Source organism: Methanoculleus sp. UBA291 (assembly GCF_002499755.1).
Taxonomy (GTDB): Archaea; Halobacteriota; Methanomicrobia; order Methanomicrobiales; family Methanoculleaceae; genus Methanoculleus; species Methanoculleus palmolei.
On the sequence record NZ_DANC01000007.1, the window covers coordinates 1 to 19483 of the forward strand.

The 19483-nt window shown below is 61.2% G+C and carries 21 protein-coding genes and 2 tRNA genes; 12 read left to right on the forward strand and 11 right to left on the reverse strand.

The features are described from left to right. The 3 genes from BP737_RS01560 to BP737_RS01570 all read left to right on the forward strand — a co-directional run. The coding region (locus BP737_RS01560) for a hypothetical protein (RefSeq protein ID WP_342685835.1) at positions 1–452 on the forward strand (452 nt) is incomplete at its 5' end. A gap of 288 nt (positions 453–740) precedes the next feature. Continuing rightward, positions 741–980, forward strand: coding sequence for a hypothetical protein (locus tag BP737_RS01565; protein ID WP_292410097.1), 240 nt, complete (start codon positions 741–743; stop codon positions 978–980). Further along, on the forward strand, positions 977–1249 hold the full coding sequence (locus BP737_RS01570) for a type II toxin-antitoxin system RelE family toxin (RefSeq protein ID WP_292410107.1): 273 nt from the start codon (positions 977–979) through the stop codon (positions 1247–1249). Before BP737_RS01565 ends, BP737_RS01570 begins: the two co-directional genes overlap by 4 nt. A gap of 286 nt (positions 1250–1535) precedes the next feature. Here the strand turns inward: BP737_RS01570 and BP737_RS01575 are convergent. Then, positions 1536–1608, reverse strand: a tRNA-His gene (locus BP737_RS01575). A 368-nt stretch (positions 1609–1976) separates the two neighbouring features. On the opposite strand from BP737_RS01575, the gene infB reads away from it, so the two are divergent. Together infB and BP737_RS01585 are read left to right on the forward strand one after the other, a co-directional pair. Further along, a complete protein-coding gene (gene infB / locus BP737_RS01580; protein ID WP_292410095.1) occupies positions 1977–3758 on the forward strand; it encodes a translation initiation factor IF-2 in 1782 nt (593 codons plus the stop codon). A gap of 114 nt (positions 3759–3872) precedes the next feature. After that, on the forward strand, positions 3873–4271 hold the full coding sequence (locus tag BP737_RS01585) for a 30S ribosomal protein S6e (protein ID WP_292410093.1): 399 nt from the start codon (positions 3873–3875) through the stop codon (positions 4269–4271). Between the two features lie 228 nt (positions 4272–4499). On the opposite strand, the gene BP737_RS01590 is transcribed toward BP737_RS01585, so the two are convergent. Beyond that, positions 4500–4967: a DUF2240 family protein gene (locus BP737_RS01590; protein WP_292410092.1), complete on the reverse strand. Its 468-nt coding sequence runs from the start codon at positions 4965–4967 to the stop codon at positions 4500–4502. Beyond that, positions 4964–5386, reverse strand: coding sequence for a hypothetical protein (locus tag BP737_RS01595; protein WP_292410091.1), 423 nt, complete (start codon positions 5384–5386; stop codon positions 4964–4966). Before BP737_RS01595 ends, BP737_RS01590 begins: the two co-directional genes overlap by 4 nt. 108 nt (positions 5387–5494) lie before the next feature. Here BP737_RS01595 and BP737_RS01600 point away from each other — a divergent pair, with 108 nt between their 5' ends. Further along, complete coding sequence (locus tag BP737_RS01600; protein ID WP_292410090.1) at positions 5495–6934, forward strand: bifunctional metallophosphatase/5'-nucleotidase; 1440 nt, start codon at positions 5495–5497, stop codon at positions 6932–6934. A gap of 69 nt (positions 6935–7003) precedes the next feature. Here BP737_RS01600 and BP737_RS01605 read toward each other — a convergent pair whose 3' ends face one another. Further along, positions 7004–7381 (reverse strand): 30S ribosomal protein S8e, encoded by a 378-nt coding sequence (locus BP737_RS01605; protein WP_292410088.1) that lies wholly within the window; start codon positions 7379–7381, stop codon positions 7004–7006. A 106-nt stretch (positions 7382–7487) separates the two neighbouring features. Next, positions 7488–8135 (reverse strand): hydrogenase nickel incorporation protein HypB, encoded by a 648-nt coding sequence (gene hypB / locus BP737_RS01610; RefSeq protein WP_292410105.1) that lies wholly within the window; start codon positions 8133–8135, stop codon positions 7488–7490. Between the two features lie 54 nt (positions 8136–8189). Here hypB and BP737_RS01615 point away from each other — a divergent pair, with 54 nt between their 5' ends. The 4 genes from BP737_RS01615 (at position 8190) to BP737_RS01630 (ending at position 10558) form a co-directional block, all read left to right on the forward strand. Further along, the gene (locus BP737_RS01615; RefSeq protein ID WP_292410087.1) at positions 8190–8462 is read left to right on the forward strand and encodes a signal recognition particle subunit SRP19/SEC65 family protein; all 273 of its coding nucleotides are present in this window, start codon (positions 8190–8192) and stop codon (positions 8460–8462) included. A 5-nt stretch (positions 8463–8467) separates the two neighbouring features. Continuing rightward, positions 8468–9112 carry a histidinol phosphate phosphatase domain-containing protein gene (locus BP737_RS01620; RefSeq protein WP_292410085.1) on the forward strand — a complete coding sequence of 215 codons (645 nt, stop codon included), beginning with the start codon at positions 8468–8470 and terminating at the stop codon, positions 9110–9112. A 338-nt stretch (positions 9113–9450) separates the two neighbouring features. Further along, positions 9451–10464 carry a transcription initiation factor IIB gene (locus tag BP737_RS01625; protein ID WP_292410083.1) on the forward strand — a complete coding sequence of 338 codons (1014 nt, stop codon included), beginning with the start codon at positions 9451–9453 and terminating at the stop codon, positions 10462–10464. 22 nt (positions 10465–10486) lie between these two features. Next, positions 10487–10558, forward strand: a tRNA-Ala gene (locus tag BP737_RS01630). A gap of 307 nt (positions 10559–10865) precedes the next feature. On the opposite strand, the gene BP737_RS01635 is transcribed toward BP737_RS01630, so the two are convergent. Then, positions 10866–11984: an acyltransferase family protein gene (locus BP737_RS01635; RefSeq protein WP_292410080.1), complete on the reverse strand. Its 1119-nt coding sequence runs from the start codon at positions 11982–11984 to the stop codon at positions 10866–10868. A gap of 68 nt (positions 11985–12052) precedes the next feature. Between BP737_RS01635 and BP737_RS01640 the strand changes: the two genes are divergently transcribed. Continuing rightward, positions 12053–12838 (forward strand): YhfC family intramembrane metalloprotease, encoded by a 786-nt coding sequence (locus tag BP737_RS01640; protein ID WP_292410078.1) that lies wholly within the window; start codon positions 12053–12055, stop codon positions 12836–12838. Here BP737_RS01640 and thiL read toward each other — a convergent pair. The 3 genes from thiL to BP737_RS01655 are packed head-to-tail and all read right to left on the reverse strand — an operon-like array spanning position 12835 to position 16503. Beyond that, complete coding sequence (thiL, locus tag BP737_RS01645; protein ID WP_292410076.1) at positions 12835–13701, reverse strand: thiamine-phosphate kinase; 867 nt, start codon at positions 13699–13701, stop codon at positions 12835–12837. The two genes, BP737_RS01640 and thiL, sit on opposite strands and share 4 nt — an antisense overlap. Next, the gene (locus BP737_RS01650; protein WP_292410074.1) at positions 13694–15649 is read right to left on the reverse strand and encodes a DUF460 domain-containing protein; all 1956 of its coding nucleotides are present in this window, start codon (positions 15647–15649) and stop codon (positions 13694–13696) included. The genes thiL and BP737_RS01650 overlap by 8 nt, the downstream gene beginning before the upstream one ends. After that, positions 15646–16503: a serine/threonine-protein kinase RIO2 gene (locus BP737_RS01655; protein ID WP_292410072.1), complete on the reverse strand. Its 858-nt coding sequence runs from the start codon at positions 16501–16503 to the stop codon at positions 15646–15648. Before BP737_RS01655 ends, BP737_RS01650 begins: the two co-directional genes overlap by 4 nt. Before the next feature lie 49 nt (positions 16504–16552). On the opposite strand from BP737_RS01655, the gene BP737_RS01660 reads away from it, so the two are divergent. Continuing rightward, positions 16553–17356: an ATP-binding protein gene (locus BP737_RS01660; RefSeq protein ID WP_292410070.1), complete on the forward strand. Its 804-nt coding sequence runs from the start codon at positions 16553–16555 to the stop codon at positions 17354–17356. Between the two features lie 124 nt (positions 17357–17480). On the opposite strand, the gene BP737_RS01665 is transcribed toward BP737_RS01660, so the two are convergent. Next, the gene (locus BP737_RS01665; RefSeq protein WP_292410067.1) at positions 17481–18203 is read right to left on the reverse strand and encodes a glucose-6-phosphate isomerase family protein; all 723 of its coding nucleotides are present in this window, start codon (positions 18201–18203) and stop codon (positions 17481–17483) included. Then, a complete protein-coding gene (locus BP737_RS01670) occupies positions 18203–19483 on the reverse strand; it encodes a COG1361 S-layer family protein (protein WP_292410066.1) in 1281 nt (426 codons plus the stop codon). Before BP737_RS01670 ends, BP737_RS01665 begins: the two co-directional genes overlap by 1 nt.

The following is a 19483-nucleotide window of genomic DNA, read 5'->3' on the forward strand; positions in this document are numbered from 1 at the left end:
ATGTTAGGTGCAATGGTCCACTAGGCGACGTGAAAGGGTATAGCGATCTTGTGGAAAAGCATGGCGGTATCGGCCTCCTCGTTGTGGATGTTGCTGTCAGTACGGATAAAAACGGCGACTTCAGAAGATGGCACGAAGAACTGAAGGGTGGATCAAGCGAGTATTCTATGGAACGTGAACGCGATGGGCGACCCCCGCGCGAGCGGAAAACGGAATATCTGATACTGGGAGTCTATGCTTATTTCTTCACCCTCGACGATCTGAACAAAGGCGTCATGGAAGGCTGGACTGACGACGATTTTCAGCGCACAATGAGAAATGCCAACGGAGAACGCCGGAAATCAAAATACCGCCTCAAGAGCCGCGAAATCCCAGATGAACACCTGCTGCTCGTTAAAAATTTCAATGTGGATCCGGAGGAGTTCGAGGAGCAATTCCCCGGGAATACATAATCTATTTTCTTCGGGCTCTTCTCTTGATTTCAGCGCCTTTTTTTCGTGATGTCTGCCATGACCTTGATACGTTGTGGCTTCTGAAATCGAGCGGGATGTTTGCCGTATCAAATGACGGCAGGTCACCACGTTTACCTTCCTTGTCGATGGATAGCACATTGACCAGGGCTCTACCGGGGGGACGGATTATCATAAGTCGCCGGGGCGCTCTGTATGTAACTCTTCGGGAATTCCGAATCGTTCGCTACCTTCGAGACTTTTATATTCCGCCGAGGGCTATAGTGGAGCATGGATGCGACAATCCGACTTCAACCCGCGACCAAATCTCGTCTGGATGCCGTGAAACTCAATCCGCAAGAGTCTGATGACGAGACGCTGAACCGGGTGCTGGACTTGGCAGATATGGCCTATGATCCTGAACCGCTGAGCGAAGAGACAGAGAAAAGGATCGAAGAGGGGTTCGCAGAAATACGAGCCGGACATGTTCACTCTCTCAAAGAGGTATGCCGGGATTTGGGTTTGGAATGATCTGGGACGTTGCCTTCACCACGAAGGCAAAACATGATTTAAGGCGTCTACCGAAGGCCGAGGCGCAACGGATCACGGATGAAGTGACGTCCCTTGCAAACGAGCCTTACCCCTTACACCACGTCAAGAAACTAAAGGACCACCAAAGCAACCCCGTGTACTCTCTTCGAGTGGGTGATTATCGAGTGATTCTCACAATCGAAGACAATCTGATGATTATTACCGTGATCGAGGTCGGAAACCGAAGAACAGTCTATCGGAAATATTGATGCGTCGCGAAAACTGCGAAACTGATGCGCGGGACCGGTTCTCTAATCATCATTTTTGAACGTCCCGCACAGGGGGCACCACCAGCCGACCGCTATCCACGTTCGCCGACCGTCGATCTGTCTCCGGACATGTGCGCGGTACATAGGGGAGGCACACCGGGGCAATGCAGATCTCCCCGTTGCATGGTATACCACATTCTGGATGTGGCAATATAAAAATCATTTGCACAATGCCCTCGAAACCGGATTACTTAGAACATACGGGCTTTTAACCCAAAACGGGATAGGCCAGGGCCGAGATTTGAACCCGGGTCGAGGGATCCACAGTCCCTTAGGATAACCGACTACCCTACCCTGGCAAGGTACTCATTATACTTGGTAGTCGGATTTGATTAAGGTATCTCTTCAGCACGCCTGCCCGGCACACTTTCCTCGCAATCACGAGTGTACAACCGGCCGATGCGTTGCCGGGTTCGAACGACGTTTCGTGAGAACCGGAACTTGAGCCCCGGTAAGTGCGGCGATTGGCGACGGTTCGCCGGGGGCGACTGGCAGGTGAATTATTAATAGACTCCATGTTCTATAACATACCAGTGTTCCGGGCGCCAAACAATGCCCCGGGGGTAGAAGAATCGCCCCTAATCTGGTGCGATTCACAAAAGGCGGTCAATACTCCAGATCTTTTGGGATAATTCATCAAGACCCCATATACCGGAAGGTGATAATCATGGCAAAGCAATCAACGATCAGAACCCCCATCGTCTGCGTGATGGGCCATGTGGACCACGGCAAGACGTCGCTTCTGGACAGGATCCGGGGCTCGTCCGTGGTATCGACTGAAGAGGGTGCGATCACGCAGCACATCGGCGCCACGCTCGTTCCCATCGACGCGATCACCCGCATGGGCGGAGCCCTGAGTAAGGTCAGCGTCAACGTCCCGGGCCTCCTCTTCATCGACACCCCCGGACACCACGCCTTCACCACCCTCCGTGCGCGCGGGGGAGCGCTTGCCGATATGGCGATCGTCGTGGTGGACATCAACGAAGGCTTCCGTCCCCAGACGATCGAGGCGCTCCAGATCCTGCGCAACTACAAAACGCCGTTCGTCATTGCGGCAAACAAAATCGACCGCATTCACGGCTGGCGCGTCCAGGAAAGCCAGCCGTTCGGCAAGACATTTGCGCAGCAGAACGAGCGCGTTCAGGGCATGCTTGAGACAAAGGTCTACGAACTCGTCGGTAAACTCTCCGACCTCGGGTTCAACTCCGAGCGGTTCGACCGGGTCTCGGACTTTGCGCGGAACATATGCATCGTGCCGACGAGCGCCCTTACCGGTGAGGGCCTCCCCGACATCCTGATGGTGCTGATCGGGCTTGCCCAGCGCTACATGACCGAGAATCTCAAGGTCAGCACCGATGGTCCCGGTGCCGGCACCGTGCTTGAGGTGAAGGAGGAGCGGGGGCTCGGGATGACGCTCGACGTGATCCTCTACGACGGCATCCTCAAGGTCGGGGACGAGATCGTCGTCGCGGGGAACGACCAGATCATCGAGACGAAAGTACGTTCCCTCTTGAAACCCCGCCCGATGAAGGAGATCCTGATCGAGGAGCGGTTCGAGCGGGTCAAGTCCGTCACCGCCGCTGCGGGTATCAAGGTTGCCGCCCCGAAACTCGACGCGGTCATCGCGGGTTCCCCCCTTCAGGTCATCCGGGGCGGCAACCGGGACGAGGTGATCGAGCGGGTCCGCCATGAAGTCCAGGATATCCAGGTGAATCTTTCCGACATCGGGGTCATCATCCGGGCGGATACCATCGGCGCTCTCGAAGCGCTCTCGAAAGAACTCGAAGGCCACCAGATCCAGGTGATGCGGGCTACCGTCGGGCCGGTCACCCGCCACGACGTCATTGAGGCCGGGACGATCAAGGACCCACTCTACAGCGCGATCGTCGCCTTCAACACCCCGGTCCTGCCGGACGCGGTCGACACGCTGGCGGATGTCGCGATGTCCCATGTCAGCATATTCGAGGGCGGGGTCATCTACCAGCTCCTCGACGACTACATCGAGTGGCGCGAAGAGAAGAAGCAGGAACTCGAACGGCAGCAGTTTGAGAAACTGGTCATGCCCGCAAAGATCCGGATCCTCCCGAACTGCATCTTCCGGCAGAGCAACCCGGCGGTCGTCGGCGTTCGCGTCCTCGGCGGGAAACTCCAGAGCGGTGTCGACCTTACTCTCCCGAACGGCAGAAAGGTGGGCCGGCTCAAGCAGATCCAGGCAAAGAACGAGACGGTCCAGGAAGCGGAAGCGGGGAAGGAAGTGGCGATCTCCATTGAGGGGCCGACCGTCGGCCGCCAGATCAACGTCGACGACGACCTCTACGTGGACGTCCCGGAGCGGCACGTGAAAGTGATCGAGCGAGAGATGCTCGACCACCTGAGCCCGAGCCTGCGCGAGATCCTCGAGGAGTTCGCCGCCCTTCGGCGCCGGGAAGATCCTTTCTGGGGGAAATGAACCGCTTCAACGTGGAGGGTCTCTACCGCCCAACATTTCTCCTCTACCCCGCAAAGGTAGACTTTTAATACCATATTCCCAAATTGTATAGGTACTTTCGAAGGAGTCGTCAACATGGTAGATTTCAAAATCATCCTCTCAGACCCGGAGACCGGGAGTTCCTATAAGGTTGATGCAACCGGCCCCGCTGCGGGGTCACTCATCGGCAAGCGCATCGGCGACGAGATCGACGGAGGCATCTTCGGCCTTGCGGGCTACACGATCCGGATCACCGGCGGCACGGACAGGACCGGTATTCCCGCACGCCGCGACCTTCCCGGACCTGCACGACGAAAGCTTCTCCTCTCCGAGGGCGTCGGGTTCCACCCGGTCATGGACGGGGAGCGCCGCAGGAAGTCGGTGCGGGGCAGTGAGATCAGCGCCGATTTCGTCCAGATCAACGCCGCTGTTTCACAGAGCGGTTCAAAACCCTTAGCCGAATATTTCAGCCAGCCCGAAGCGGCGGCCGAATAAACCAGAACCATCTAGTCCCGGGGGAGTCTTCTCCCCATATCCACGGGTGGCCGCACCCTCTGCAGCTGCAGGCAAAAATCCCCCGACCATGCTCTCGATCCGTTGCACCGCGTGACGATTGTGCGAACGGTATCGGGAGAGGTCGGTCTCTCCCGACCAGATATGATGCGCCGCGGGATATCGTTCCCCGGGAAGGAATATATTCCCTCCGATGGCCCCTCCCGCTGCCTACCTCTTCTTTTCGACCGCTCGCTCCAGAGCAGCGAGTTTGTCCTCGAACGCCACCCCGTACTTCTTTGCGAGGATGACCACCGCCGCTTCCACCCGGAGGTTGCCGTCGAAACAGTCGGTCACGATCCGGTTGAGTTCGGCGACGACCTCCTGCGGCGTCTTTCCGGTCGCGGCGGCGATCCGCCCAATCAACTCTTCGTAAGGGCTGCTCTCGGCGGCGAGAACATCGGAGGTGGGCTTGAACCCAAGCGGTATCGAGACCTCTGTGAGGTCAAAGAGCGGCCGGATTGCTCCTCCGTCCACCTCGACGAGCCCCTCTGACCGCGCCCGCTCCAGGAGGTGGTTCGCCTGCTCCTTGTTCATCCATTTCCGATCGATGGCGATGTAGAAGACGAACTCGCTCTTCTGCAGCCGTTCCTTGTGCATATGCTTGAACGGCGCGGCAACCGCAATTTTGACGCTCACTCGCAGGCACCCTTGAGCAGTCTTCGCAGGTCCATCGCGTCCAGGTCCCCGAGACGGTTTTCCTTCGCCACGTAACACTCCGTCACCGGACCTTTATCGACAATCCGGAGAAAGAAGACGCTCTCCGAGACCGGCAGCCTTTTTTCGGGGGTGAGCAGCGTCCTCTGAAGATCGACCCGGAAGTCAGCCATCTCGCTGACTTTCTCGGAGAGCGGCTGCAGGGCATCGAGATTCAGGAATTGCGTTCGTCCGTCCGTGATCTGGATGAGAACTCGTTCCTTGACGAGGCCGTCGGCTCCCCGCACGGTCGTATGGGTGTCGTGCATCCGTGCTATACAGGCAAGAACGTCCCGGAACGGCCGGGCGAGTTCAAAATCGAGGTCGATGGATTGTGGAAAACGATGGTATATCCTGCGCATCACTAGAATTGAGGTCTGCGGAACGTAAAAAGGATATGATCCTCCGGGAAGACGCAAAGGTTTTTGGCACCGTCTCTCCTTCCCTGCATCCGGTCACGAGAGAAGTGTATGACGGATCAGGTTACGCTCTTGCAGATGAACGACTCGCACGGGTATCTGGAGCCGCACCAGGAACTCTTCTATGACGCCGGCCGGCCCGAATACCGGGTGGCGGGCGGGTATGCCCGGGCGGCCGCGCTCATCGAGGAGATCCGCGATGCGCGGCCAGGTCGGATGCTCGCGTTCGACTGCGGCGACACCATCCACGGGACCTATCCCGCCGTCCGGTCTAAAGGCGAAGCGCTTGTCCCGGTGCTGAACGCACTCGGATTCGATGCCATGACCGCCCACTGGGAGTTTGCCTACGGCCCGGAGCAGTTCGGAAAGGTGGCCCGCAGGCTCGACTACCCGGTCCTCGCCGTCAACTGCTACGACAATGCGACCGGCGACCTCATCTTCCCCCCTTACAGGATCTGTGAGACAGATGGGCTGCAGGTGGGTGTCATCGGGATCGCGGCCGCAATCGTCGATAAGGTGATGCCGATGCCCTTCTCGGAAGGGGTCCGTTTTACCCTGGGAAATGCCGAACTCCCGGGCCACATCGCCCGTCTCCGCGACGAAGAGGGAGTTGATCTCGTTGTGGCGGTATCGCATCTCGGTTTCCCCCAGGAGGTGCAACTCGCCCGGGAGGTGGATGGTATCGACGTCCTTCTCTCGGGGCACACCCACAACCGCCTTTTTGAACCGGTGGTCGTGAACGATACCATCATCATTCAGTCCGGCTGCCACGGCTCCTTCATCGGGCGTCTCGATCTTACGGTGGAGAACCGGCGGGTGAAGCATTTCGACCACAACCTCATCGTCGTCGGCGAGGAGACCCCGCCTCACCCCGAAGTCGAGGAGATGGTCGGACGGGTCATGGACCCGCACCGCGACTACCTCTCCCGGGTCGTCGGGGAGACCCGGACGGGCCTTTCCCGGAACACGGTCCTTGAAGCCACGATGGACAATCTTCTCCTGCGGGCGCTGCTGTCCGCCACCGGTGCCGAGATGGCGTTCTCCAACGGCTGGCGCTACGGCGCTCCGGTACCGCCCGGCCCGGTCACGGTAAACGACCTCTGGAACATCATCCCGGTCAACCCGCCGGTCTCGACGGTCGAGATCACGGGCCGGGAACTCCGGGCAATGATGGAGGAGAGCCTGGAGCGGACCTTCGCGCGCGACCCCTACGAGCAGATGGGCGGCTACGTGAAGCGTTGCGCGGGAGTCAACCTCTACTGCAAGATCGAGAACCCGCCCGGACTTCGGATTCAGGAATTCTTTGCGGCCGGAAAGCGGCTCGACCCGGACGCTGTTTACCGGGCCGCGTTCTTCGCCGGTCAGGGCGTACCGGGGAAGTACGGGAAGAACCAGGAGGACCTCGACATCCGGGCGGTCGACGCGCTCGAACGCTGCCTGGCAGGGGGTCCCGTCAACGCCGATCTCTCCGGGAGCGTGACGGCGATATGACGTTCGCCTCCGTGAAAAATCTCATCATCGGCTGCAAGGCCGGCGTTAATCGTAGAAAAAAGATGAATCTCAGGCGATCAGGACGGCATTGACGACGCCGTCCTGACTCGGCCTGCTGACGATCCGCGCGCGCCCCATCTCGGTCCGGATGATGGCGCCCCGGGTCAGGAGGTTCCGCCGGACATAGTTCGGGTTGGCGCTGTTTGCCTCAACCGTCTCGATCTTCGCCTTCCGGGTCTCGCCGGTTGCAGGATTTGCAACCGTCGCGTAATCTACCCGGAGTGCCCGGACTTTCTGATTGCCGCCGTAGGTGCGGACAACCTTCTTGCGGTCTTCACCGATATGCGTCTCTGCCGGAGCTCTTCCGATCTCCGATCTCTTCTTGCCCTGGGAGGTGTGGTAGCGTCCACCCGATGGCTTCCGTACTGATCTTCCTTGCCACTGCATTTAACCACCGAACTACTCTCTCTGAGGACGCAATACCCGTTGCGGGATAGCAATCCCTCGTTAAAGTGCTATAACTGTTCGAGATGAAGATATTTAATCGTGCTGATCACGCGAGGATCGCGTCCAGCAACCTGTCTATCCCTTCTCCCGTCTTCATATTCGTCCGGAATACCTGCATCTCCGGGTTATAGCGGTGCATGTCCTGCTCCATCCGGTCGAGGTTGGCACCGACGAACGGGGCGAGGTCGATCTTGTTGATGACGCCGATGGTGCTGCTACGGAACATCATCGGGTGCTTGTTCACCACATCGTCTCCTTCGGTGGAACTGACGACGACGATCCGCTTCTCGGCGCCCAGCCGGAAGTCGGTCGGGCAGACCATGTTGCCGACGTTCTCGATGAAGAGGATATCGATCTCATCGAGCGGCAGGTGCTCGATGGCGTGCTCCACCAGGTGGGCGTCGAGGTGACACTCCTTTCCGGTGTTCGCGTTGTAGGCCGGGACCCCGAGGGCGACGATCCGCTTGAAATCGTCGTCGCCGTAGACATCTCCGGCGATGGCGCCGACGCGGAGCCCCCGCTCCCGGAATAGCGGCACGAGCCGCTCGATCGTGGCGGTCTTTCCGGACCCGATGGCGCCGAGGAGGTCGAACGCCCGGATGCCGTGACCCTTCAGGAGATTTGCGTTGGCGTCAGCGATGCGGTTGTTGACGTCGTAGATGTCCTTTTCCACATGGACGTCGATATGGTGCATAGTAATTACTGTGATCATGATCTGTTTATAGGTTAACACCCAAACTCTACAACAATGAGTGCAGAACGCATCCTGTACCCCTGTTACTTCGACGTCACGCTAACGCGGCGGGAAGGACGTCGCATCGCAAAGAATCTCGGCGTGAAATCCCCGGAGCTCTCTGCCGTCGAGACTATTCTACAGGGGATGAAGGTCCCGCACCGGGTGGAGGAGCGCCACCACCCGGCCCGGTGGGCGCAACACGAAGGCCGGATCGTCGCGGAGTGGGAAGGAAGCAAGGGAGACCTGATCCGGAAGGTCGCAAGCGGTCTTGCCCGCCGGAAGTGACCGGCATGTACGACCTGCACATGCACACCATCCTCTCCGACGGCGAACTCCTCCCGATGGAACTCGTCCGGCGGGCCGCCGTGCTCGGCTACGACACCATCGCCATCACCGACCACGCGGATGCCTCAAACCTCGCGCACCTGGTGGAGACTGTCGCTGCGATCCGGGATTCGGCGCGATATTACGGCGTGGACCTGCTTGCCGGGGTGGAGCTCACCTATGTCCCCCCACCCCTGATCCCGGCGCTTGCGCGCGACGCGAAACGGCTTGGCGCCGATATCGTTGTGGTCCACGGCGAGACGGTGGTGGAGCCGGTTGCTCCCGGGACGAATCACGCCGCCTGCACGTGCGAGTACGTGGACGTGCTCGGCCATCCCGGGCTTATAACGGTTGAGGATGCCCGCGCGGCTGCAGCGCATGGTATAGCGCTTGAGATCACCTCCCGTGCGGGGCACAACCGGACCAACGGCCATGTGGTGCGGGTGGCACGGGAAGCCGGTTGTCCTCTTACGGTCGATTCGGATACGCATGCGCCCTCGGATCTGCTGTCAAAGGAAGCGCGACAGGCGGTTGCACTCGGAGCCGGGTTAACGGAGGCAGAATCGCGGGAAATTCTTTTTCGGGATAGAAAACAACTGCTTCAGAAGTGAGATGAGGTATTTATAATTTAGCAAAAAATTTTTATACTCTTGGGGTTAATATAAATATGTTACTAAATACTTCCAGCTATAATACCCTCTAGAGGTTGCAGTTTGCGGTTAATCGGACGTTCTGTAAGTGTTTGCGGTAATCGCTTGTTAATCTTGCGATGTGATGCTGCACAGTTGCCTCGCCTCTATGGTGAGGCTCTGGATCGCCGGTTAAAACCGTTAGGGAAGGTAGTTGACATCTTTGGGAATATATCATCTCCCTATGCCGTGGTCCTCTGCTATAATAGCTGTCCCGTGCAGGTTGGCGAGAAGATCTTTGCAAAATAGGTGTATCATCAATGGCAGAAGTTGAAAAATTGAAACAGCTGCAGTTGCAGCGCGAAGCCCTGAAGAAGAGAGGGGAGCAGAAAGTCAAAGAGACGGAGAAAAAGCGTACCGAGGAGAGTGTCCAGACAGTCTGTCCCGAGTGCGGCAGCCGCCAGCTCGTCCACGACTATGAGCGTGCCGAGCTCGTATGCCAGAACTGCGGTCTCGTCCTTGACGAGGAGTTTATCGACCGCGGTCCCGAGTGGCGTGCGTTCGACCACGACCAGCGCATGAAGCGCTCCCGTGTCGGCGCACCGATGACGTTCACGATCCACGACAAAGGTCTCTCGACGATGATCGACTGGAGGAACCGCGATTCCTACGGTCGGGCGATATCGAGCAAGAACCGCGCCCAGCTCTACCGGCTCCGGAAGTGGCAGCGGCGTATCCGGGTCTCGAATGCAACCGAGCGGAACCTGGCGTTCGCGCTCTCGGAACTGGACCGGATGGCGTCGGCGCTCGGCCTGCCCCGGAACGTGCGCGAGACCGCGGCGGTGGTCTACCGTGACGCTGTGGATAAAAACCTGATCCGCGGGAGGAGCATTGAGGGTGTCGCGGCAGCGGCGCTGTATGCGGCATGTCGGCAGTGCAGCGTCCCCCGGACGCTTGACGAGATTGCGGAGGTATCCCGTGTATCGAGGAAAGAGATCGGGCGCACCTATCGGTTCATCTCGCGCGAGCTCGGCTTGAAACTCCTGCCGACGTCGCCGATCGATTATGTACCGCGCTTCTGCTCGGGCCTGAACCTGAAGGGTGAGGTCCAGAGCCGTGCGGTCGAGATCCTCCGGCAGGCCGGCGAACGCGAGCTTACGAGCGGCAGGGGTCCTACAGGCGTCGCTGCGGCCGCTATTTACATCTCGTCCATCCTCGGCGGAGAGCGGCGCACCCAGCGGGAAGTCGCCGAAGTTGCGGGCGTGACCGAGGTCACGATCAGGAACAGATATAAGGAACTGGCAGAAAAACTAGATATCGAGATCATACTCTGATCTCATATCCTCTCAAACCCTTGGGCTCGTAGATCAGGGGTAGATCGCTACGTTCGCAACGTAGAGGCCGCGGGTTCAATCCCCGCCGGGTCCATTCCTCTTTCTTCTTGATAACACATTGTAAGAAAATATCATCGGATTTATGGCGTGTTAACCTTCATGGGCGACCGCAGGTCGCCGGGGGTCTGCGAAAGGGGCGCAGCCCCTTCGGTCGGGACAGAGAGGCCGCGGGTTCAAATCCCGCCGGGTCCACTCTGTCTTCTATTTTTTTGAAACATCGGGCTCTCGATGATTATCTCTTCGAGAATTGCCTTTGCCCCAGCCTTTTATCGCCGTTTCGAGCGGTATCCACACAGCCTTCCGCACCGGTTCCAGAGCCGGATGTCACCCGATCTCTGTCGTCACTTCCGTGCGACCGCGGGATCGGCAACGGCTCCCGTCGGAGGACGCAGTCCGAGCACCCGCCGCAGGTCTGCGGTACCGAAGTTCTTTGCTGCGAGAGCCCGCTTCTCGATGACATGCCAGGAGAGGAACGCGAGAGCGAGCGCTGCCGGGAACGAGAGCCCGCAGAGCGCCGGAAGGAGGAGAGTGTTCCCCGTTACCTGAATCAGCATCTGCTGGACCGGGTAATGGTAGATGTAGATGCCGTAGGAGAAGTCTCCCGATCTGCCGAAGTTGTTCAGGAGCGGGATCGGGAGGTGCGCGGCGTAGATGACGAGGTAGGGGATGGCGAGCATCCCGGCAATGGACGGGAACGGGTAGGGTGTCAGGGCCGAGAGCCCGAGCACCAGCAGCAGCCCCCCGGCGACGACCGGCCGGTAAACGATACGTTCCCGGTGGAGGTAGAGGAAGGCCCCGATGAGGAAGTAGAGGGCGAACCGGATCTTTGCCATCCGGGGATCGTCGAACCAGGCAGCCCACAGGAGGACGTTTACGGCGGCGAGGGCAGCGAGGGCGCCCCACCGGCGAAGGAGCCCGGCGATCCCGAGGGCGGCGACGACCCCATACAGCAGGACCTCGACGGGAATCGTCCAGAGCGAACCGTTGACGTAGGTCCACGGGTTCTCCTGAAAGAGGCCTATCGCCGACCCGTCCTCAAAGAACGGGATGGTAGAGAGCCCTGCCGGGGAGAAGAGGGCGGCAAAGTACTCCGCCGGAGATAGGGTCGTCATCAGCGGGCCGATGACGAAGAGGGTGATGAGGATCGCGAGGACAAGGGCCGGAACGACCCGGAGGAACCGCTTCCAGGCGAACCGAAGCGGCGATGCGGTCGACTCCCAGCTTGCCGCGATCAGGTAGCCGCTGATGACGAGGAGGGTGGCAAGCCCTGTCAGTCCCATAAGCAGGACCGGGTCGGTGAGCCCGATGCCCGTATAGCCGAGCCTGAGCGCGTAGGCGTGCGTGACGACGATCATCGTCGCCGCGGCGAACCGCAGAAAGTCGAAGTTGTTCGAGAACCGAGCCGCACCGCCGGGAGTGCTTCTACCCGCCGGTGCCGCTCCCGGGTGCTGTAGATCCATGATTAATCCAGGTAATTTCTCAATTATTCTTCGACAAATATTAAATAGTTAGTCAAATACTCTCCAGCATGAACCTCTCGGTCGTCGCCACGTTCGCCGTCGTCGCCCTGCTCGAGATCGCCGTCCCGCTCGCGCTCGGCTACTGGATCGTCAAAAGGTTCGGTGTCTCATGGCGGATTTTCGCCCTCGGCGCACTCTTCTTCATCGCCGTGCAGGTCGTCCACGTCCCGCTCGTCTTTGTAACACAGACCCCGCTCTACCTCGCCTTCCTGCCGTTCGGACCACCAACCGCCGTCGCCGGTCTCGCCGTCTACCTCGGCCTCCTCGCCGGGCTCTTTGAGGAGATCGGCCGCTACCTCGTTTACCGCTACTACTTCCGACGTCGGGAGATCCCCCTCACCCGCGAGAACGGCCTCCTGTTCGGGACCGGGTGGGGCGGCGTCGAGAGCATGTCCGTCGCGCTCATCGTGATCGCGGGCATGCTCTCCTACATCGTCCTCACGAGCGACGGAGCGACGATCCCCCTGCCAGACGACCCCGCCGTCCAGGCCCAGATCGATGCCGTCCGGGCCCTCACCCCGCTCGATATCCTGCCCGGGCTTGCCGAGCGGATGATGACGATCACCCTGCATATCGCGTGGTCGCTCCTGGTGCTTGCCGCCGTTGTCTACGGCAGACCCCTGCTCCTTGCTCTCGCCGTTCTCTGGCACGCCGCCGTGGACGCCGTCGCCGTCTACCTCGCCCAGACGCAGGGGATTCTCGTGACCGAGGCGGCGGTCTTCGTCTTTGCGGTGCTTGGTCTCGTGTATATCCTGTGGGAGTGGCGGCGGATGGGGAAACGGGTCCCTGCCTAACCGCTCCACTCGTGCAGGTAGCCCCGGCGCTCAAGCGGTTTTCCGTCCGCGAGGACCACCCGCTCCGGTATGACCTTTCCGATGATGTGCGCCTCGACCCCAGGGATCGGGAAGATGGCGGGAGGGGCGGAGAAGAGGAGTTCGAAGTCCCCCCCGCCGTAAAGCGCGAGTTCTCTCGCCTCGTCCTCCGGGACCCCGGCCGGGAGCGGGAGGCGGGCGGTCTCGACGGCAAACCCGCGGTCGTTAACCGCCAGAAGGTCGTGGAGCGAGAGCGCAAGACCGTCGGAGATGTCCATCATCGCCGAGACCCCGGCCCGCCCGAGGACCTCGCCCTCCGCGACCCGGGGCTGCGGTTCGAGGAGTTCCTTTCTGTGCCGGTCGTAGCCGGCGAGAGCGGCCTGGGCTTCTCCGAGCGGTCCCGTGACCGCAATGACATCGTTTGGCCGCACTCCCCGCCTTCGCACGAGGTGCTCCGGGGCGACGGTCCCGAGCCCCGTGCTCACGATTGTCAGTTCCCGGTGGGCGTCGAGGTCCCCTCCCACGATCTCGGCGCCGAACGCCGCGCAGCAGTCCCGGGCGCCTTCCATGATGTCAAAAAGACGTTCCGGCCGGTCGAGGCCGACCGCGAGGAGCACCTCGCCCGGTGTCGCTCCCATGCTCGCGATATCCGAGAGCGTGACCGCCACCGCCATCCAGCCGACCTGCCAGTCGGTCATCCCGGCAGGAAAGTCGGTCGTCTCGTGAAGCATATCGGTGCTCGCGACCGCGAGAAGGTCGCCGCAGGGGATGACGGCGCAATCGTCCGCAAGGCGCTCAGGATCGATGATCGTCCCGATCAGCCGGTGCAGGGCCCGTTCATCCACCGCGGCGCACCTCCTTCTCCCGTTCGCTCCGGTACTCTTTGAAGAGGTACTCGACCCGCTCGGCTTCCTGTTCGCGCAGGAACACCTTCTGCTCCTTCTCCCACGCTCCGAGCGCCTCCTCTACGGCCCCGGTCTTTGCCGCTCCGGTCCTGCCCCGGATGTCCGGCCGGACGGCGTCGGCCGGAAGGAGGGGGAGGTCGGCCTCCCGGGCGATCCGGACAAGGTGCGGGTCGGGGGGCTCCCCGCCGACGACCAGTGCCCGCACGCCCGCCCCGGCAAGGTCTTTCACCACACCCCGCCCCCAGCCGTGAGCCCGCGAGACATAGAGGATATCCCCGGTGGAGACCCCGATCCCCTCCTGGAGGTCCCGCACCCCGTCCCGGGTGAGAGAGTCGAGCACCTTGAGCGGGGTGTAGTCCTCCGAGACCTCGATCTTCGCGACGGCCCGCATCCGTTCCAGGCGTTTCTTCAGTCGCCTGGACCGCCGCCGCTCGCTCCGGAGTTGCTCGCGCAGGCTCTCGATGGTTGCGTCCTTCGTCGCCAGTTCCGCGTCCCGCCGGACCTTCCGCTCGGTCGCGGAGCGTGCCCGCTGCAGGTCCTCTCGTAGCCGTTCCCCCTCCCGGTCGCGCTCCCGGAGGTCTTCCTGCAGTTCCTGAACGTAACTCCGGAGTCTTTTGACCATCCCGTCGAGGGCCATCACCCGTTCATCGTCGACCGGTCGTTCAGGAAGAGTCTCTTCGGGGGTTGCGGCGGCCGGCTTCGGTACCACCGCCCCTCCTTCAAGGTCCGCAAGGACCGTATCGAGAGGCTGGCCCCGGAGGACCCGCGCCCGCACCTCGTCGAGATCGACTCCCGGCCGCACCCTTTTGGCGATGTTCCGGAACTTGCTCTGGAGGCTCCGGTAGGCGTCCAGCGCCGCCGAGAGCGAGTCGCGCTCGTGGTCGTTCGTGTAGGAGAACCGGGCGGTCAGGTCGTACTTCGCCTCCACCGAGAGCGACTGCCTCGGGGTGTAGGGGATGGCGTTGAACGCCCGGCGGATCTTCTCGACCGAGTAGGGCATCTGCTGGACGTCGGAAGCGACGATGAGCGGTTTCCCGGCATGGTAGAGCTCCTCGATGATATCGGACATCGTCATCTGACGGGAACTCGTGAGGAGGACCAGGTTCCCGTCGAGGTCCACAGCGGCGATGCCGGTGGTCGTTCCCGGGTCAAGTCCGACGATCAGATACCGGGGGCGGCGGGAGAGCGGTTCGAACCGTATCCGGTCGAGTTCCCGCCCCGTCACCCGGACCTGCACGTCGGCGCCCCGGGAAGAATGGACCGGGACCATGTCCCGGGGAGCCGTGACCCGGAAGGCGACCCTTGAAAATCCGCCGAAGGCTTTTGTCTCCTTCTTATCGTAGTCGATCCCGGCGTTCCGGAGTCGGGCCTCGATCTCCCGGGCCTTCTGCAGCACGGCGCCGTGGATCTTTCGCACGTAGCGGTTCTGGCTCCACCCGCCCCGGCCCGGCGAGCGGTGTCTGCTCACCACGATGTCGGTGGTGTTCTCGAACGCGATCACCTCGACGCCCGCCCCGAGGGCGGCCACCCGGGCGGTGGTCCGGGCCTCGGCATAGGGGTCGAACCTGTTGAAACTGATGTTGTAGCGGGCGGCGACTTTCCCGAGGCTTTCTTTCCGTTCGCCGCCGGTCACCTGAACAAGTTTCGTCGAGGGAGGAAGCGCCTGCAGGAATCGGTGGAGTTCGTGCTGGTCGGCGGCGATCTCCTGGAGGCTGTCCACCGCAAGGATGTCGGGCTGCTCCGTGGCGAGGAGACGCTGGAGCCGGAACCCGGTGACCTCCTCGACGCCTTGGACCTCGCCGTCTTCCACCCGGCAAAGAGCGTAGACGGGCCGCCGGGTACGGGAGCGAACCGAGCCTTTGATGATATCGATCCCGAAGACCTTCACTCCACCACCCTTGCCAGTGCTTCGTCGAAGGCATAGTCCAGGCCGTATTTTCGTTTGAAGTACTGGAGGATGTTCTCGATATCCCGCGCGAGGATCTCACCGGCGTTCGGGTGGGCGGTCTCCACCCACTGCGGCCAGTCGATCAGCCAGCACTGCTCCTCGTCGACCATGACGTTGAACTCGCTTAAGTCGCCGTGGACGATGCCGAGGCGGTATGCTTCGCGGACGTTATCGAGGATCCGGTCGAGGATGGCCTGCGGCTCCGCAAGGGTTGCCCGCGAGAGGGTGACGCCGGGAACAAACGACATCACTACGACGTGCCGGTTCTGGTCGATGGGGAGCGGCACCGAGACAGCGGAATGAAGGGTCTTTAAGGCGTCGTACTCCATCTTTGCCGAGTTGCTGGAGGCAAATATCCAGGGGCAGTGCCCGGTCTCCGGCATGTAGCCTCGCTTTACGCGGGCCGACTGGAACGACCGCTGTCCGACCCGGTGGAACTTCAGTACGACGACCCCGAGTCCCATCGCCTCAAAAACCTCCGATTCTTTACCGACGCCGATCAGGGTCCCGAGAGCCTGGACGGTGCCCCGGCGGGTGAGGGTGTGGAGGGCCAGACTGTCGTAGCCGTTGAAGACGAGTGCGTAGCCTTCGTAGGGGACTTTCTCGTACCTGACCATGTCCATGGCCATCAACCTGCCCAGCCGGTAAGATAACTCGGACTCGGAGAACCCGGTCGCCGACTTGAGCACTTCGAGCGGCACCCACCGGTACCGCCGCATGAGACGTTCGAGAGCAAGCAGGATCCGGAGTTCGTAGGAGTGCAGGGATCGCACGTATTCTGCAGGAACGGGCATCTTCTACACCATTTATGTGACCAGGTGATAAAAGGATGATCGAGGATACATGCGATGCAGCAAGTGCCGCCGTGATGCGGTCGTCTACCAGCGATACTCCGGGCTGCACCTCTGCGAACAGCACTTCAACCAGGACGTTGAAGCGAAAGCAAAGCGGGCGATCCGGGAGCATCGCTGGGTCAGGTCGGGGGATACGGTGGCGGTGGCGTTCTCGGGTGACGGCGGCTCAAGCGCCGTCCTCTTCTTCCTCCATCAACTCCTCCGTGAGCGCCGGGACGTCCGGTTGATGGCGATCACCGTGGACGAGGGAGTTTCCGGCTACCGGAACCCGGAGCGGGCCCGGGCAATTGCCGAGCACATCGGTGTCCCCTGGGTTATGGCTTCGTTTCGTGATGAGTACGGGGCCGCGTTCGACGAGAAGTTTTCCTGCCGCGCTACACTGCGGCGGACGCTGCTCTCCCGGATCGCCCGAGCCGCGGGCGCAACGAAACTCGCCTGCGGGTATAACCTGGATGACGGGGCCAGGTCGGTGCTGGAAGCCGTTCTCCGGGGCGATCCGGGGAGGCTCACCCGTCCTATGCGGGAGGAGGAGAACGCAATTCCCTGGATAAAGCCCTTCATGTACATTCCTGAGTGCGAGGTGGCGCTTTACGCTTCCCTCCACGTCGAGGGGTACGACCCTGCAGGCTGTCCCTGTGCGGCCGACGCCCTGCAGAATGACGTCCGGGAGTTCCTCGACGACTACACCTCCCGCCACCCGGCGACGAAGTACTCGCTCGTCAACCTCGGCGAAGCCCTCCGGGAAATGGTGGAAACACCCGCAGATGAAGGGTCGGAGGTTGAGCACCGATAGGTGTGCGGGCCGTACGGGGAGGTCTGCCGGACCTGCCGGGTCCTTGATGGGCGGCAGGGTGGGGCGCGGCTGAACCGCAACCCGACACGTTGGAGCGGCGTCCGCTCCACTCAGGTGCTCCCTTCTACCGCATCAGCAGGCACCCGCCGGTCACGTCGGCGAAGATCTCCATGAACTGCTCGGGGTGGTTCAAAAACGCGACGGACCGGGGCCGCCCGATGAGGTCGTAGAGCCCGACTTCTTTCTCGATGCCGATGTCCGGGACCTCCACCGGGTTGCAGTAGCGCACCGGCGGGGCGTCGGGGTAGTGCGGGTTCTTCACCAGGGCCCCCCCCTCCATCTCGTAGTAAGCGGCGCCCTGGAGGTCCACGTAAGGGCCGTAATTGCTGGAAAACTCCGTCGAGACCAGGTTCGCCATCGCAAGGTCTTCCCGACCCGGGTTGATGGTCACATGACCGTACCCCGGCGGGATCAGGATCTTGTCGCCGACGGTGCCCTCGATCATCACCACGTCGCCGGCGTTCTCGGTCTGGAGGAGGTAGTGGCCGGTCCCCGAAAGCACCTCGTAGATCTCCGGGTAGAGCGTCCCGGCCGGGTTCACGGTGTGGTAGTGTCCCTTTGTCTTGACATACTCCCCGCAGAGAGTCCGGGCCGGAATGACGGTGATGTCGTAGCGGACATGGTGCTGCCGGAGCCACTCCTGATCGCTCTCGGTTCTGGCGAGATCCCGGTACATAAAATAGAGGGGCTGATCGGAGGTGCAGCCGGGATCGGCGAGAACCACTCGCATTTCTTCGATTGTCCTCACCTGAGGCTCCGGTTTTGGCCCGTCCCAGTACCCGTTCATCACTTTTTCTTACGGTACACGAATATATAATACCCTGCTCCGATGACGACGGCCGCAACAATGACGATGAAGACCGAACTCGTGAAGGCGGCACTACTCTTCTGCAGTGCGACCGGGACCTTCATCGTGTCCGAGATCTTGCTGTTGTCGAGTTCGTCACGGTAGCGGATCTCGGAATCGATCCCGTATTCCTTCTCGGTGCCGTCGCTGTCGATGCTCACTTCGAACCGTGCCGTTGCGGTCTCTCCAGGGGCGAGGTCGCCAAGGTAGGCGGTGTCATCGCTGCTGGTGAAGGGGTCAACGGTGCTGATCCGGGCCTGGGCATTGTAGGCCGTTGCATCGCCGGTGTTCTTATACACGACCTCAAGGACGCTCTTGCCGCCCAGATTGAGTGTTTTCATCGGGGAGACAACCTCAAAGGCGATCTTTCCGCCGACGGGAAAGCCTATCGTCACCGGCTTGGAAGTCACGGTCGTCTGCTCGTAGTTCTCATAGGTGACCGCGACGTCCAGCGGATACGACTGGGGCTCGGCGCTGTTGGCGACCGAGACCTTGAACTTCACGTCAACCACTTCTCCGGGCTCGAACGTCCCGAGGTAGGCGCTGCCGTCGGTCGGGATGAGCGGGCTTGCGCCGTTCCTCACGATCTTCGCGACGGCGTTGTGTGCCGTGTCATGGCCGATGTTCTTTAAGGTCAGGTAAACGTAGCCTTCCGTGCCGACGTTCAGCGACTCGGACCGCACGTCCGTGACCTCGATGCGGAGATCTGGCGTGACCCGCACCGAGAGCGGCAGGGTCACGGTCTTTGTCTGGTAGTTGTAGCGGAGAACGTCGCTCCCGTACTCTTCTGCATCCTGCAGGTATTGGTAGGTCACGAGAAGCGGCAACGTGTAGGTGCCCGGTTCTGCGGAATCCGCCACCTTCACGTCGAATGTGGCAGTCCGGGAGGCGCCGCCCATGATGTCGCTCAAGAACTGGGGGTCCGTCTTGACGGTGAACGGTGTGTCGTCGCTCTTGAGCGCCACCGTGACCAGTTTCGCGGTGTTCGGCAGATCATCGGGGGCGATGAGCGTCGAACCGACGATCTTGTGGGTATTTACGCCGCTGTTGGATAGAACCACCGTCAGACCTGTCTCGGCGCCCGGTGCGAACTCATTGGTGCCGGCTATCGTAGCAGATAGTTCAGGGTTTCCATAGAGGTACTTGACCCCTGCCGCTGACCCCGGCACAGCCAGGAGTGCCAGCAGGAGGAGCAATACTGTTGCATGCTGCCAACGCAT

Bases quoted from the DNA above. Each gene is read 5' to 3' on its own strand.
- BP737_RS01565 (WP_292410097.1), top strand. From the start codon at position 741: ATGGATGCGACAATCCGACTTCAACCCGCGACCAAATCTCGTCTGGAT.
- BP737_RS01570 (WP_292410107.1), top strand. From the start codon at position 977: ATGATCTGGGACGTTGCCTTCACCACGAAGGCAAAACATGATTTAAGG.
- infB (WP_292410095.1), top strand. From the start codon at position 1,977: ATGGCAAAGCAATCAACGATCAGAACCCCCATCGTCTGCGTGATGGGC.
- BP737_RS01585 (WP_292410093.1), top strand. From the start codon at position 3,873: ATGGTAGATTTCAAAATCATCCTCTCAGACCCGGAGACCGGGAGTTCC.
- BP737_RS01595 (WP_292410091.1), bottom strand. From the start codon at position 5,386: ATGCGCAGGATATACCATCGTTTTCCACAATCCATCGACCTCGATTTT.
- BP737_RS01600 (WP_292410090.1), top strand. From the start codon at position 5,495: ATGACGGATCAGGTTACGCTCTTGCAGATGAACGACTCGCACGGGTAT.
- BP737_RS01605 (WP_292410088.1), bottom strand. From the start codon at position 7,381: ATGCAGTGGCAAGGAAGATCAGTACGGAAGCCATCGGGTGGACGCTAC.
- hypB (WP_292410105.1), bottom strand. From the start codon at position 8,135: ATGCACCATATCGACGTCCATGTGGAAAAGGACATCTACGACGTCAAC.
- BP737_RS01615 (WP_292410087.1), top strand. From the start codon at position 8,190: ATGAGTGCAGAACGCATCCTGTACCCCTGTTACTTCGACGTCACGCTA.
- BP737_RS01620 (WP_292410085.1), top strand. From the start codon at position 8,468: ATGTACGACCTGCACATGCACACCATCCTCTCCGACGGCGAACTCCTC.
- BP737_RS01625 (WP_292410083.1), top strand. From the start codon at position 9,451: ATGGCAGAAGTTGAAAAATTGAAACAGCTGCAGTTGCAGCGCGAAGCC.
- BP737_RS01635 (WP_292410080.1), bottom strand. From the start codon at position 11,984: ATGGATCTACAGCACCCGGGAGCGGCACCGGCGGGTAGAAGCACTCCC.
- BP737_RS01640 (WP_292410078.1), top strand. From the start codon at position 12,053: ATGAACCTCTCGGTCGTCGCCACGTTCGCCGTCGTCGCCCTGCTCGAG.
- BP737_RS01655 (WP_292410072.1), bottom strand. From the start codon at position 16,503: ATGCCCGTTCCTGCAGAATACGTGCGATCCCTGCACTCCTACGAACTC.
- BP737_RS01660 (WP_292410070.1), top strand. From the start codon at position 16,553: ATGCGATGCAGCAAGTGCCGCCGTGATGCGGTCGTCTACCAGCGATAC.
- BP737_RS01665 (WP_292410067.1), bottom strand. From the start codon at position 18,203: ATGAACGGGTACTGGGACGGGCCAAAACCGGAGCCTCAGGTGAGGACA.
- BP737_RS01670 (WP_292410066.1), bottom strand. From the start codon at position 19,483: ATGCGTTGGCAGCATGCAACAGTATTGCTCCTCCTGCTGGCACTCCTG.